16 protein-coding genes are annotated in these 14,987 nt (G+C 39.9%); all 16 read right to left on the reverse strand.

The annotated features are described in order from the left end of the window. Positions 1-16: 16 nt before the first annotated feature. Complete coding sequence (locus tag V7M78_RS02865) at positions 17-340, reverse strand: ArsR/SmtB family transcription factor (protein WP_333646247.1); 324 nt, start codon at positions 338-340, stop codon at positions 17-19. Between the two features lie 235 nt (positions 341-575). After that, positions 576-1,313, reverse strand: coding sequence for a nitroreductase family protein (locus tag V7M78_RS02870; RefSeq protein ID WP_333646249.1), 738 nt, complete (start codon positions 1,311-1,313; stop codon positions 576-578). 46 nt (positions 1,314-1,359) lie between these two features. Beyond that, positions 1,360-2,154, reverse strand: coding sequence for a nitroreductase family protein (locus tag V7M78_RS02875; RefSeq protein ID WP_333646251.1), 795 nt, complete (start codon positions 2,152-2,154; stop codon positions 1,360-1,362). Between the two features lie 121 nt (positions 2,155-2,275). Further along, complete coding sequence (locus tag V7M78_RS02880; protein ID WP_333646254.1) at positions 2,276-2,614, reverse strand: ArsR/SmtB family transcription factor; 339 nt, start codon at positions 2,612-2,614, stop codon at positions 2,276-2,278. 133 nt (positions 2,615-2,747) lie between these two features. Beyond that, positions 2,748-4,136: a DEAD/DEAH box helicase gene (locus tag V7M78_RS02885; protein ID WP_333646256.1), complete on the reverse strand. Its 1,389-nt coding sequence runs from the start codon at positions 4,134-4,136 to the stop codon at positions 2,748-2,750. Positions 4,137-4,228: 92 nt separating this feature from the next. Beyond that, on the reverse strand, positions 4,229-4,372 hold the full coding sequence (locus V7M78_RS02890; protein ID WP_333646258.1) for a DUF1848 family protein: 144 nt from the start codon (positions 4,370-4,372) through the stop codon (positions 4,229-4,231). 82 nt (positions 4,373-4,454) lie between these two features. Continuing rightward, positions 4,455-5,558, reverse strand: coding sequence for a hypothetical protein (locus V7M78_RS02895; protein WP_333646260.1), 1,104 nt, complete (start codon positions 5,556-5,558; stop codon positions 4,455-4,457). A gap of 89 nt (positions 5,559-5,647) precedes the next feature. Continuing rightward, positions 5,648-6,859, reverse strand: a complete 1,212-nt coding sequence (locus tag V7M78_RS02900) for an MFS transporter (RefSeq protein WP_333646262.1) — start codon at positions 6,857-6,859, stop codon at positions 5,648-5,650. Continuing rightward, on the reverse strand, positions 6,856-7,203 hold the full coding sequence (locus tag V7M78_RS02905) for a DUF2200 domain-containing protein (RefSeq protein ID WP_333646264.1): 348 nt from the start codon (positions 7,201-7,203) through the stop codon (positions 6,856-6,858). The genes V7M78_RS02900 and V7M78_RS02905 overlap by 4 nt, the downstream gene beginning before the upstream one ends. 14 nt (positions 7,204-7,217) lie before the next feature. After that, the gene (locus V7M78_RS02910) at positions 7,218-7,631 is read right to left on the reverse strand and encodes a VOC family protein (protein WP_333646266.1); all 414 of its coding nucleotides are present in this window, start codon (positions 7,629-7,631) and stop codon (positions 7,218-7,220) included. 328 nt (positions 7,632-7,959) lie between these two features. Beyond that, positions 7,960-9,255: an MFS transporter gene (locus tag V7M78_RS02915; RefSeq protein ID WP_333646268.1), complete on the reverse strand. Its 1,296-nt coding sequence runs from the start codon at positions 9,253-9,255 to the stop codon at positions 7,960-7,962. A 34-nt stretch (positions 9,256-9,289) separates the two neighbouring features. After that, positions 9,290-11,050 carry an ATP-binding cassette domain-containing protein gene (locus tag V7M78_RS02920; RefSeq protein ID WP_333646270.1) on the reverse strand — a complete coding sequence of 587 codons (1,761 nt, stop codon included), beginning with the start codon at positions 11,048-11,050 and terminating at the stop codon, positions 9,290-9,292. Positions 11,051-11,086: 36 nt separating this feature from the next. After that, entirely contained in the window at positions 11,087-11,467 is a 381-nt protein-coding gene (locus V7M78_RS02925) for a CGGC domain-containing protein (RefSeq protein WP_333646272.1), read from the reverse strand. A gap of 260 nt (positions 11,468-11,727) precedes the next feature. Next, the gene (gene hydA / locus V7M78_RS02930) at positions 11,728-13,119 is read right to left on the reverse strand and encodes a dihydropyrimidinase (RefSeq protein WP_333646274.1); all 1,392 of its coding nucleotides are present in this window, start codon (positions 13,117-13,119) and stop codon (positions 11,728-11,730) included. Between the two features lie 146 nt (positions 13,120-13,265). Then, on the reverse strand, positions 13,266-13,907 hold the full coding sequence (locus tag V7M78_RS02935; protein ID WP_333646276.1) for a Vat family streptogramin A O-acetyltransferase: 642 nt from the start codon (positions 13,905-13,907) through the stop codon (positions 13,266-13,268). Positions 13,908-13,964: 57 nt separating this feature from the next. After that, positions 13,965-14,849, reverse strand: a complete 885-nt coding sequence (locus tag V7M78_RS02940) for a Vgb family protein (protein ID WP_333646278.1) — start codon at positions 14,847-14,849, stop codon at positions 13,965-13,967. Between the last annotated feature and the right edge of the window lie 138 nt (positions 14,850-14,987).

Here is a 14,987-nt window from a genome sequence, read left to right on the forward strand (position 1 = left end):
GGGATATACCTGCTCCTTATTCTTTTTCACAGCAGCAATCCCCTTCTTTACAGATACAATCTTCCTTGCTGGAGGTTATGGTGCACAGGAATCCTTTTAAATCCTGTACTACACTTTCATTCAGGGAGTAGTACATCCATTTCCCCTCTTTCCGTGTTTTTGTCAAACCACAGTCACAAAGTATTTTCATATGATGAGACAGGGTTGGCTGTGTAATATTAAATTTTTCCAGTATCTTGCATGCACATAGTTCGCCGCAGGAAAGCATATCTACTATCATGATTCTGTTTACATCAGATAATGCCTTGAACAATCCAACATGCTCATTATATTTATCCATCACGTTTCACCTCACATAGATAATCATCTATGTATCATTATATGCAGATACATAGATAAATGTCAATATGTCCCCAATTTTTTTTTGCCCCAAATAAGGGCTTTTCACAGTAATGATTGAGTAAGATCGTGCATAGAAAAACCGCCAGCTTTCTGATATATTCGAAAGTCAGCGGTTCATGGCAAAATTTTTGGATAGCCAAATTTGATGGCAGATAGTCTTCAGTATATATTATTTATGTGATATCTTCGTCTGCATTTTTCTGGGAATCCAAACGAAAAACACCTCCGTTCCCAAGTTCAAACGTTCCCCCTGCTCCTATCTCAAAATGTTTCTTCGCTATCCCCAAATCAATCAGATCCATGGAATAGTCATCCACAATTTGAGCACTTAAAGTGCTGTTCTTATACTGAAACATGACTTTTTGTGTGTTTTTTGCACTTGGAGCCAATAGTACAGCTTTCATTCCGCTTTGTACCCATTGAGGCAAAGGTTGATCACTTTTGATTCGTTCTTCCATACTCTTTACTTTTCTATGCGTAGCTGAACGAACCATTTTTTCTGTCAGGGAAGGGGCTTCCACTTTACCTAATACTACAACACAAACCAGTTCCTCACCATTATCAATAGGCAATTCATCCTTATCAAAGGTGCCTCCAACCCAGCATGTTCCAAGACCTGAATCGGTTATAGCAAGAACTAAATCTTCTCCGTAATACCCCACCTTTTCCTTCAAATCTTTATCATCTTTCTTGCCTTTCATCAATATAAGAGAACGTACATTGGTAAATAACCCATAGCTTTTTCTCAGCTTCCCAAAGGCACTGCTTCCATCCTCTATAAATGCCATGGTTAAGCCGGATTCTTCATTTAATTGATTAATAAGAGAAATAATATTTTCTTTATCCCTGTCTGTAATCGGTTCTTTTTCAAATTTTCTCCGTGAAACTCTATTTTCTATTGCACTGCCCATGAAATCACCTCCAATTATTCTTATATAGCTGTCTTAATATTTGCTTTTATCTCCATTCAATCCCAGCCTTTTTTCTGGGGACAGTCCGCATATATTTAACATCGGGGTAACCCATTGCAAGACATGTTACCACTTTTTCTTTTTTCGCAAGGCCAAGTTCTTTTCTAATCCTTTTGCTGAATTTTGCTGCCACTGCGAAAAAACCCACATACAGTGTGCCAAGTCCCATGGCCTCAGCCATCAGCTCCATACTCATGGATGCAAGGGAGGCATCCACATCATCATCTGAAATAATAAAGAGGACTGCTGGCGCTCCATGAAAAAAGAAGCCCGGTTCTAATTTAAATCCGCTTACGTCATAAGGGAGCTTAACAAATTTGCCTGCAATTTCCAATAGGCGTTTCAGCTTCCTGAATGTTTTAAGCGCCTCATGTTCAAACATAGGAATACTTTTTTGTGCAACAATATATCTTATCCTTTGCTTATTGCTTCCAGTAGGGGTAAAGCGTCCTGCTTCTATGATTTTCTTAATTACTTTCTTTTCTACCTGCCTATCCTTATAGTGCCTGACCGACCGTCTGAACTGTATTGTGTTGAGAAGAATATCTTCATCAATACCGAAGAAATTTTTATCATATGTTTTAACTTCACTCATATCGTATCCGCTCATAGTAAAAGCTTCTTTTGGACATATGGCAACACAGTGGCCGCATTCAAGGCATTTTTCGGCCAGTATTGCGGCTTTCCCGTTTTGCAGTACAAGTACATGGTGGGGACAGTCTTTACAGCATAGCCCACATCCAATACATTTTTCTATATCAATTTTTACGGTACTATTCATTATTCACACCTCAATATTCTCATTCACATGGCTGATTTCATCACCATATGATTTTTTTCTTTCTATAGTAGGATATGGAAATTTGCAGTTAATACTTCTTATTAATAAATATGCTTTTATTTCATTGATAAAACTCCTTCATCAAATGTTCAATGTCCATAACTAACTTTTTCAATATATTTAATTTTACAGAAACATTGATATAATAAAAGTTTTTAGTCCCCTCCTCTCTCATTTCTACAATTCCGTTATCCTTTAATATTTTCAATTGATGTGATACAGCAGGGCGGGAGAGGTGTGTTTTTGCCGTAATTTCACCAACACGCATTCCGATTTCACAATCGGATTCCATTAAAACCAGAAGTATGATCTGGCGTGTTTCATCACCGATTGCCGTTAAAATTGATTGTGCATTTTTAAAATCTTCTTGTATCATTTCTATTTGTTCTTTTTTATTCATAATTACACCTTGCCCTTTGTTCTTTGGTTCGCACCAATAAACCATCAAATATATAATATCCCTAAAAAAGAAATATTACAACATTGAGAAAGCAAAACGAGACGAACTTGTTACACTATTTACAGATCCAAATTTACCACTTTTTGTCCTTCATTGAAAATTTATTAGAACTTCTTTTTTCTTTCAATGTTCCATCTGCTGTCATTCGATACTTTTTCTTTGTTGACGATACGCCATCTGCAGAAGCCGTATGCAATGTCCTTCTCTTTGACGATGTACCCGATTTTAATGAAGTATTCCGGGAGGAGGTCTTAGATGTTTGGGATTTGGCTGTTTTTGATGCATCTCTTCTCGGCTGTACAACCTTTACCGCCGGAAAATTATTCTTTAATGGGTATGGATGATCTTTTATTTCTGTCAATTTCTTTCCAATTAACTTTTCAATATCGTCAAGTTGTCCTATTTCATCAAAATCACAGAAGGAGATTGCTGTTCCGCCAAGTCCTGCTCTGCCCGTCCGCCCTATACGATGAACGTACGTCTCCGGTGTATCTGTCAGGTCATAATTTATCACATGGGTGAGTTCATCGATGTCGATTCCTCTTGCCGCAATATCTGTTGCAATCAATATCCGCAATGTTTTGTTTTTAAAATTGTTTAGTGCTTTCTGACGGGCTCCTTGTGATTTATCCCCATGGATCGCCTGCGCAGTTACGTTACTTTTCGATAACTGCTTAATAAGCCGATCCGCCCCATGCTTGGTACGTGTAAATACCAATGCTGAGGCTATATTTTGATCTTTCAGAATGTGCAAAAGCAAATCCTTCTTATTACCTTTATCAACAAAATACAGATACTGCTCAATGGTATCCACTGTCGATGATACCGGAGTGATTTCTATTTTCGCAGGAGTCTTCAGAATTGTACTAGCCAGCTTGGCGATGTCCGGCGGCATCGTAGCCGAGAAAAGTAATGTTTGCTTTTTTAAAGGCGTTTTAGCAATGATCCTTTTAACATCATGAATAAATCCCATATCCAGCATACGGTCAGCTTCGTCCAATATAAATATTTTAATATGCTCTATATTTATTATTTTTTGATCGATTAAGGCAAGCAGTCTTCCTGGTGTTGCCACCAGTATATCTACCCTTTGTTTTAAATTTTCCTCCTGGGGCTTTTGAGATACTCCCCCAAAGACTACACAGCAATTTAAATTGGTGAATTTCCCATAAGTATTAAAACTTTCATAAATTTGCAGTGCAAGCTCTCTGGTCGGAGTTACGATTAGAGCCCTTATATTTTGTTTTGCCCGATGAGGCACTTTTTCTTCACTGAGCAGCTGAATCGTTGGTATAGCAAATGCAGCTGTTTTTCCGGTGCCTGTCTGGGCACATCCCAGTAAATCCCTGCCGCTTAATATAACAGGTATTGCCTCTTCCTGTATCGGTGTAGGAATATCGTAACTTTCCTTTTCCAATGCTTTTATAATATCAGGCATAATATTTAAATCTTTAAATTGCATAAAATCTCCTTTTAATCTGTATTATTTAAATCTATCTCTTATTTAACGCTCGACCAAGCCAGTCTATTTAGAGCGACATTTATTTAACTTTTCTAACCTCGATAGCATAGGTGTTGGATTTTGGTCCAAAAAACAATACCATCAATAATTTCCGGCGTCAAGTCTATTTTACTAATTTGATGAATATACATGGGGTTTCTTACTAAAACGTATCCATCTTGTATTCTATTATACAACCACTCCCCATAATATGTCCTGAGAAACCAAAAAGGATGTCATTTGAACCTGACATCCCTTTCGTGTAAAGATATATCTCTGCTATTTCTTTAAGGAATATTCCAAATAAACAATGCTGCTATGATACTGTTTCCCATCCCACTGAGAATAAACAAGTTCTTCACCGGAGGGGCTCCAGCAGGTAACTACAGCTCCCATATCTGCCGCAATCTGAGTGGACTTGCCCGTTAAAATATCATAAATGTACAAAACACCGCCCTCAGTACTGCTTCCATCTCCCTTTATGCTGTAAGCAATCATCCCCTGGTCAGGAGCCCAGGATACTCCGCCAAGATCAAGCCCTTCGGCAATGGTTTTAACACTTTTCCCGTCGCTGTCACAAAGCAATAAAGCCTGTTTTGATCCGTTATATTGTAAAACCAGCATCTGATTTTCATCGGGAGAGGGATATACCCCGGAAACATCGGTCAAACCAAGATTCACGATTTCCTTGTCAGATTGATTTACGGCCATCAATGCCGTGTCATCAGCCGTGTTATAATAAACCCTATCTTTTATCTTCTCAATAATAAATACAGCTTTTTGATCCAATTCCTTTAAAGAGGTAATGTGTCCATCCATAGTGGCATAATAGGCGCCACTCATATATCCGGCTCCAATAATGGTATCTTTATCAGCCCATTTTGCGCTTCCTGCACTTCCGATAGGTTCCCCTGAAATGCTAAAACTTTTCAAGTTCTCAATATTGAGCACATAATATGACGGATCGCCCAGACTGTTGCCATAGTATAAAAGATTTTTCTTATCCGGTGATAGTTTTGCTCCGCCCAGATTAATATCTTCCTGTTCTTTTAACAGCTTATATTCCTTCGTATTAAGATCATACAGATATAGGCTTCTGGGATGAGAATCCGCAAATTCTTCCAAAGTCATTTTTCCCAGCGACTCGTTTTCCTTTGAAACAATGACGGTATCCGAATCCAGCCAATCAGAAATTTCCAGATTCTCATAGCTATCAATCCTGACTACGGACACATCGGGGGCATCTGGCTCATTGTCAGCATTATCAGTCACTGTTACGGAGCTTTCAGGTTCCTGTTCCGTTGCTTTATTTTCTGCACTGCAGCCTGTAGTTATTAACAAAATCAGAGCGCATATTATTTTTATTATTTGTGTTTTCTTCATATCAATTACCTCCTTGAGATATGATTATCAAGAATTTGTTTCCTATCTGTAAATATAAGCAAAAGGTAAAACGTTTATAAATGCTTATACTACGATTCACCGATTTCAATTAATGAACGCGCCCCAAGCAACGCAAGGCCGCTGAGGAATATCACCATACCGGTTGAAATCAACAGCCACTCAATTCGCATGACATCACTCAAGGGGCCGAATACAGCCATTCCCAGAGGCATTGCTAACCCGCTGAACATCATCATTACACTGAATACCCGCCCCATTTTGTCCGGATCAATCTTGCTCTGGAGCAGCGTCATACTCGGCGTGTTGAACATGGGCATTGTAGCGCCGCAAATGAGCATGACACTCAGGTATACCCAAAAGTCCGGCACGACACCGAGCAGAAAACCAGTCAAACCAAATAAAGCGCAAGCCATAACAATGGTGTGGGCCTTATTTTTGAAACCGCCCCACACGGAAATCAATATGCCGCCTATGACTGCACCGATGGAAAATACAATCTCAATCGCGGTCAGCCGCCAAACATCATCGCCGAATGTACGGGCTGTCTGAAGCGGAGTAAGAAGAGCTGAGGGGGAGGCAAAAAAACTGAAGAACGCACTGTAAATGATAATAATTTTCAGCCACGCTTTGGAATTGATATACCGCAGTCCTTCCCGCAGTTCGTGAAAATATGCCTTTATACCATGCTTTATTTCCTCTGTGTGCGGAACGCCGGACACCTTGACAAATATCAAAACTATACTTATTCCTATTGCAGCAGTTACCACATCAATGAAGAAAATATATTCAATCGGCAGGAAGGACAGCAATGCACCTGCCACCATCGGTGCGGCAAACATATTCAGCGACTGGATCGAGCTTTGTATGCCGTTGAACCGCTGCAAACTGTCCGTTGGCACAATTTGCGGTATCATTGCGGATACGGCAGGCTGCTGTATGCCTTGTCCAAAGGACCGGGCAACCACAACGATAAACATAAGCCATACATTTTTGTAACCGGAGATGTACGCGACCGCCAGGCCCAGGGTTACCAGCGCAATACATGCATCGGATATTACGATAAGGTGTTTGCGGTTGTGTCTATCGGCCCATACACCTGCAAACGGTGAAATCAGCGTCATCGGCAATAATGCAGCGCAGGTGAACAGCGTCATAATCACACCGGATTTAGTCTCAAGGGTGATCTGCCAGGTTATGGCATGCTGCACCAGCATTGAGCCGAACATTGACATGAACTGCCCAATAATGTATAATGTTGCATTCCGTTTCCAGTTAGTCATTTCAGCACCTTCTCCATGGGCTTACCTTTTGCCAATTCATCCACCAATTTGTCTAACCAGCGTATCTTCTGTATAACCGGATCTTCGATTTCCTCCACACGAACCCCGCAGATTACTCCGGTGATTTTGGAAGCATTGGGATTGATTTGAGGAGCCTGGGCAAAGAATGTCTCGAAGTCCGCTTCTCCATTAATTTGAGACTGCAATCCCTGTTCATCGTAGCCGGTCAGCCATTGTATGACGATATCCACTTCTTCTTTCGTGCGTCCTTTACGTTCAGCCTTTTGAATATACATCGGGTAAACGCTGGAAAACTTCATTCTATATACACGTTCATTATTCATTCTTATCCCTCCAATTATTTAGGTGCTTCTTCAGCCACCACATTCCAGTCCACACCGAACTGGTCTGTTACTGCAGCGTGGAACACGCTGTAGAAAGTCTCAGTCGGCGGAAGTGTCACCTGGCCGCCCACGCAAAGCGCATGGAAAATAGCCGCCGCTTCCTTGCCTGTAGATACCGTGGCACTTAGCTTGATGTTATTACCGTTCTTGTTCGGTATAGCTTCATCAGCAAACCAGACGTTGGTACCGCAAATGACCATCTCGGCATGCATAACCCAAGTGCGCAGCAGTTCAGGCGGTGTCTCTGACCCCTCCGGCATATAGTCACCATAGGGCATAACCTTTGGCTCATCGCAGTGAAAAGCGGAGCGGTAGAAATTCAGTGCATCTTTGCAGTTACCGTTGAATGTAAGGTAAGGTGTAATCATGGTTTCTTCTCCTTTGTTTTATTTTTGGATTTAAGCAGGCAGTCATTGCCCTGAACAATTATCTATCTGATACGTATCCATCGGTGATTTACCAATAGATAGACCACAAACAATATTGCTAAAGCTGTCAGTACCCCGGCGGTCACGTTCAAAACCTTATTTGTCCTGCCTTTCATTAACTTGAACAATAAAGCGTAAATGAGTTTGATTTTTTCGATTTTACACCAATCACACTCCTTAATGATAAGATTTAATTTCGGGAAAATCCATTTTGTTATTATGAACGGTTACCTGGATTTTTATATCATTTCAGGAGAAACGCACCTGGTTATGGTTGTCCCTTTTCTGTCTCCCCATACTCTTTAGCAAATTCAGGATTACGGATACGGCCAACGATAATGATTGCCACTATGAAAACAGTAAATGTAAACACAAATGGCAAACGCCGGTCAATACTTGATAACCAGCCGGCCAAGTAACCAAAGGGTGAGGCAAAAGCAATGGTAAAGGACATAATCAAAGCATTAATACGCGCCCGCTCCCTCGGATTGATGTTTAGCTGGAGCAATGCATCTTTACGAGGCACTACAAGGGCATTGGCTACTGCCGCAACAAATACATAAATGATAATAAACGGCATACTGCCGATGGGAGTCATGATCAGAAGAAGAGAACATGAGGCATACAATACGAGACCAATCCACATAGGAATCTTAAATTTCACAAATTCCAGGCGGTGCTGTATTCCAATCATAAAAATCAGCATCACCGCTGCATTCAAAATAGGAAAAAAAGCCAGGTAACGATTCTCTATGCCCAGTCTTTGGGTTACATACAAGCTAAAGAAGTTGGTATTGACAAGAGTCGTTATATGTAAAATCACCGAGACAACAAGTACCTTCATAATCTCTTTATTCATCAGCACTTTGGGTATCAGATCCTTGTATTCATATAACATCTGTAAAACAGAGGTATTACTTGTCTCGGCCATACGAATCGTTCCCTGCCGGGTTTCTTTACAATGACGAAAAGTAATAATCGACTTAATCACCATATTTACAGCGAAAACAAGATATAAAATGCGGACAACAGGAACTACGGTAAAGGAATTTATCAGCAATCCTGAAATGGGTGCAAAAAAGATCGCAACCAGACCGCCTATGTTCACCCAGGTATATATTCCTAACAAATCCTTGGAATCTGCATCTTCAATCAATAAACAATACCATGCGGTCTGGTTAATCTGCTCAAAACTGTTAAATAAAACTGCAATTAAAAAGAGCCAAAAGTTATCTGAAACAGCCCACACCAGGCAAGCCACACCCCAGCCAAAGAAGTCACCCATCATGGTCGTAAATTTGCGCCCCAGTTTATCAGTGATTATACCGCCAAGGAAAGAAAAAAGTACCTGAACAAACATGGAAACCGACAGAATTAATCCGATTTGGACATCTGTTATTCCCTGGGTGTACATATATAGTGTGGCAAAAGGTGCGATTAAGTTATACGGAATACCCCAGAGAGGCTCCATAAAAATCAGAGTTCTTGGATTTCCTTTGTTGTGTTTTAATAATTCAATTAGCGGGTGGTTCCGCAGAGTTTTTATTTTTTGTGCTGTATTCACTGGTTTCTCCATTCTATGACTGTTCAGTCATGCTCTAGGAAAGAGAACGAAGCGGCTTCATTTTTTTAATGATTTCTTCTAATATCTCCATTAAGTCCTTGGCCGTTTCAAATTCATTCGCTCGAAGCAACTGCTGAATTCTGGTTTCTGTCTCTTTTTTCTTTTGCTCCAGCAGCAGATAATCTTTGTCAAAATGATTGGCATAAATCATCTGCCGGAATTTACGGATGCTCATTCTGCGCACAGTATTGTCTTCTACCAAAAGTACAGCGTCCATGCAATTGGCCACCGTATAATAATCATGGGACACCATAAGAATTGCACCCTTGTACTCTGAAATTACTTTTTCTAATGCAATCTGCGCATAAACATCCAAATGCCCTGTGGGTTCATCCAACAGCAGGAAATTGGCTTTTTCTAATGAGAGTACCGCTAATTGAAACAGATCCTTTTCTCCGCCGGATAATTCACTCACTTTCTGACCAAGGGTATCTCCTTCAAAACCATATTTTTTCAAATAATCCTCTATATCACTTTTTGTGCTAAAACCTTTTTCTTCAAAAATTTCAAGCAGCGTTTTCCCATTGTCATATAATGAGCCCGTAATCTGGGAAAACATGCCAACCTTTGCATCTTCACTAATTCTGATGGTGTCTTTCTTATTTTCAAAGATTTCACATAACATTGTTGTTTTTCCGGTTCCATTGCTCCCCACAATTGCCACATGCTCTGAAGGCTTCATTTCAAAATTCACATGTTCTAAAAGCTGCTCATCAAATGCAACGCTGTAATCCGTCAATTCCAGAATATTTTCATCTGCCACTTCATGTTCCAGTTCAAAATAAATCTCCGGCTGCTTGATATCCACGAAAGGAGCCTTTGTTTTTCTTGCTTTCAGCCGATCCACTATGGTCTGTCTCGCATGCACGGCTCTTCCAAGGGAGGCGTTATCCATTGCCGTCGCTCTCGCTCTGGATTTTTCTAAGATTTTACTCTGGCGGTCAATCTCAGCCTGGTCTGCGGCGGCTGCCTCTTCTAAATCAATCTTCATAGAAAGAAGTTCATAATTATATTCGGTATAGGTTCCGTCAAATTCCTGGACATCCATATTTTCCATGTGGAGTATCTTGTTAAAGCAATGGTTTAACAGGTACCGGTTATGGGTGATAATAAGAAGTGTTCCTTTGTGGGCATTGATCAGATTTCTTAACGCATTCAGATGCTTAAAATCCAAAAACACATCCGGTTCGTCCATAATAAGAAACCTTGGACTCAGCATCATCTCTTTGATTACCTGAACCAGCTTAAATTCTCCGCCGCTCAGACTGCTGATCTTCTGCTCTTCTAACTTTTGCAGGCCGGCCAGCTTTAATTGCTTCTTAATATTGATTTCGTAAGACTCTCCATCAATGGCATTCCATTCATCTAATTCTTTTTGATACTCCTCAAAGACCTTTTCCAGATCTGCAGCAGTCTCCATTTCCTTATAAAAATCAAATAGTTTTTGCTCATGCTTTACAAACTCATGGCTGATATACTGAAACACCGTCATATCTTCTTTGGGATCTAACTGGGAAAATTGACTGACATATCCGATTCTGTCTGTATTGTCTATGATTATTTTCCCATCGTACAGATACTCCTCCGGATCCATCAGCAAATCGAGTAACGTACTTTTTCCTGTACCATTGGTGCCGATCAATGCACAATGAGCATCATCTTCTATTGTAAATGAAACCTTTTTATATAAATCCTTTTGCGGATATGAGTAGGACAAGTTTTGAACCTTAATCATGATTACCTCCTGGGGCATTTATTTTCAATATGAATATTATTTTTCTACTGGGGTTAACTTTTTCTTATTAATATTATTATCCTTTTTTCCTTGGGCAGATCCGTGAGTATATCCTATTACATCAAAGTCTTTCGATAATTCTTCCACAAACTCCTGATAATACTCGCATTTACTTCTAATACATGAGGACAGATGAATGGTATCAACATCTGCCTTTTTAAATTTTTCAATTTTAGTTAAAAGACTTTCCATAGGAGACTCATCACATCCACTGCAGTTATTAAATGCCGCCAATTTATAATCTGATTCATCATAAATGGTAAAAGAATCCTGATTCTCATTGAATGCCGTCATGCATCCATTTGCTGTACATTTTTTTGAAACATTTCCACAAACATAGATACCTATTTTCTTCAAGTATGTTCCTCTCTTGTATGCGATTTTAAATATTTATTATACCCATCTTTTTTTAATCCTTGTTATTAATAGCAATATTGATTATAGCATGATAGTGCTTATTTTTCGATGTCTAATTTAATATAATAAAAGCTGCTGAAACTGCAACGCATAGGTGCCGGTGTTTAAAGAAACTAACACCGGCACCTTTTACTAAGCCCGGACTCCCCTGCTTTTGCAGCAAGTCCAGTTCTGTACTATAGATATAACAATCAGCAGCTTTAATCCTCCGCTAATACGCTCTTATGGCGCTTCAAATATTTTCCGTCGCCTTTCTTTCCAAGGAATTCATTATCTTTGACAATGACATTTCCTCTCAGCAGTACAAGGTCAATATCACCTTTTACCTTCATCCCTTCGTAACAGGTGTAATCTGAGGCTCCATGCATATCCTCATGAGTCAAAATACGTTCCTTATTAGGGTCTAAAATCACCACATCCCCATCAGAACCCGGCAAAAGTGTTCCCTTCTGGGGATACATGCCGTACATGCGGGAAGGATTGGTGCATAAATATTTCACCATCTGAGGAAGTGTAATTCTGTCCTTTTGTACTCCCTCCGAAAAGACAACCAGCATCCGCTCTTCCACACCGGGAGCACCGTTGGGGCAAGCGGTAAAGTCATTGGCGCCGGCCTGTTTTTTTGTAGTGAAATGAAATGGACAGTGATCCGTTCCGATGGTATCAAGCACATTGTCCTGCAATGCCTGCCACATGGCATCAATATCCTCTTGTTTGCGAAGCGGCGGAGAAAGAATAGCTTTAAATCCTTCAATGTCATCCTCGTACATCTCATCAGTCAGAGCCAAATACTGAGTGCAGGTTTCCACTGCAAAATTCTTCTGATGAGCCTCTCTCGCTTTCATCACCTCCAGAATACCTTCTTTGCTGGATAAGTGCACGATGTAAAGCGGTGCATCCCCTGCCATGGCTGCGATATGCAGCAGTCTGTCCACTGCCTCTGCCTCACAGCGGGCCGGACGGCTCAGCGGATGATATTTTGGCTGGGTACAGCCTTTTTTCACATAGCTCTTTTTAAGATGAGTTATCACGCCATCGTTCTCGCAATGTACGGCAATCACAATTCCATCCTGTTTTGCCTGCTTCATGACCTGGTATATGGCATCATCACTCAATTTTAAATCATAGGTGGTATAAACCTTAAAACTGGTAATTCCCTCTTTTTCAGCTATCTCACCCATTTCTTTTAGGATGGTCTCATCTACGTGCTGAATCACACCGTGAAATCCATAATCAACTACTGCTTTGCCATCAGCCAGTCTGTGATATTCTTCTACCTGATGCCAGAGACTGCAGCCAACCGGGCCAAATGCCATATGATCTACAATGGTCGTTGTTCCTCCGCATGCTGCCGCAACCGTTCCATCATAAAAATCGTCCACTGCACGGTACTTTCCAGCCTGTAAATCCATATGGGTATGAACATCTACACCTCCCGGAATCACATACTTTCCTGTGGCATCAATTACCTCAGCATCCTCAGCTGAGAGATCTTTTCCGACTGCCTTAATCAATTCACCTTCTATAAGGAGATCTCCCTGAAACACTTCGGAATCTGTAACAATCATACCATTTTTAATTAACTTATTCATAATGCCTCCTTATGAGTTTTAATCATACTGATTGTATAGTACACCCTATATTGTGTACTTGTCTATTCTTTTCTTTCAGCCGGATATTAAATCTTGTGAGAAAAATTATTAACAGCAAACCCTGGTTATTCCTTGACGGCAACCGCTTAAAAGTATTGTTCCATTAATTGTTTTAAACCAATTTCTGATGTTAGTTTTTCAAGATTGTTAAATATTTTTTCTTCATCCCAGTTCCACCATTGAATCTTCAGCAAAAATTCAACCGTTTCATCACTAAACCGTTTCTTGATAAACTTAGCTGGATTTCCGCCATGTATTGTATAAGGTTCAATATTTTTTACTACAGTAGAGTTTGCAGCAATGATGGCACCGTCGCCGATTTTAACACCTGGCATAATCGTTACATTTTGCCCTATCCAAACATCGTTGCCTATCACAGTATCCCCTTTGAAAGGCAGCTGCTCTACTGTTGGGGTGACCTTTTCCCAGCCACCACCGAAGATATTAAACGGATACGTTGTAATTCCGTCCATTCTGTGATTTGCTCCGTTCATGATAAACTTAACACCCTCTGCTATTGCACAGAATTTACCTATTATTAATTTATCCCCCAGGAACTCATAATGATGCTCTATATTATCATAGAATTTCTCTGGAGAATTTTTATTATCGCTATAATAGGTATATTCTCCAATCTCAACATTTAATTTTTCAGGCAGATTACTGATATAGCAAACCGTCTTTATATTTTCATTTGGGTAAAGTTTGTTTTTATCTGGTCCATTCATAACCATTCGCTCCTTCCAATCTAATTAAACAATAGACAATAAGATGAATCCGGCCTGTTAGTAGATTAACTGACCAATTTTTCCACATTCCTCTGTAAACCATATTGCTCCATCTGGTCCAAGAGCCAGGCCATGAGGTTCTGAATCTATTGTGGGAATTTGATATTCAATTATTTCGCCCCCTGATTTAATTCTGCCAATCTGGTTACTTCCCCATTCTGTAAACCAAAGTTCACCTTCTTTACCCGGTATAATTGCATGAGGTTTTGCATCTTGTGTTGGCAGTGAATATTCGGTGAATTGACCCAGTGTCGTAATCCGGCCTATTTTGTTGCTTATTATTTCTACAAACCAAATAGCGTCATCTCCTCCTTTGCAAATTCCAACCGGGCCAGAGGCTGTAGTTGGAATGTTAAATCCAGCTATATCTCCAGATGTGCTAATTCTACCGATCCTGTTGCCTTGGTTCTCTGTAAACCAAAGTGCTCCATCGGAACCTTCTGCAATCATTGATGGAAATGAACCAGGATTAGGTAAATCATACTCTCTAACTTCCCCATTTACGGTAATTCTTCCAACTTTATTACCAGTAATCTCTGTGAACCACATCGCTCCATCAGGACCTAATGTGATCCCATAAGGGCCTGAACCGGCAGTAGGTATCTCATATTCTGTAACTTTTCCTTCCATTGTAATTTTTCCTATCTTATTAGCTTTATATTCTGTAAACCATATGGCTCCATCAATTCCTTTTGTTATAATTAAAGGCTCTGCATCTGGAGTTGGAAGTAAATATTCTGTAATTTCACCTTCCGTTGTAATTCTTCCTATTTTATTTCCTTTGTTTTCTGTAAACCACATCGCTCCGTCATATCCTGCAGTAATTCCATATGGCCCTGATTTTTCCATAGGAAGTTTATATTCATTTATGTTTATATTCATTTGCTTTTTATCCTTTCATTTTTTATATAAAAAAACCTTTCCTAAACTAAAAGTCTCGGAAAGGTTATAAGTCTTATTATAGAAATTTAATATGAAAGAACTGTTTTAAAACAGAAACAGTCCTTTCATACTATATTA

It is taken from the genome of Lacrimispora sp. (assembly GCF_036758025.1).
In the GTDB taxonomy this organism is placed as follows: Bacteria; Bacillota; Clostridia; order Lachnospirales; family Lachnospiraceae; genus Lacrimispora.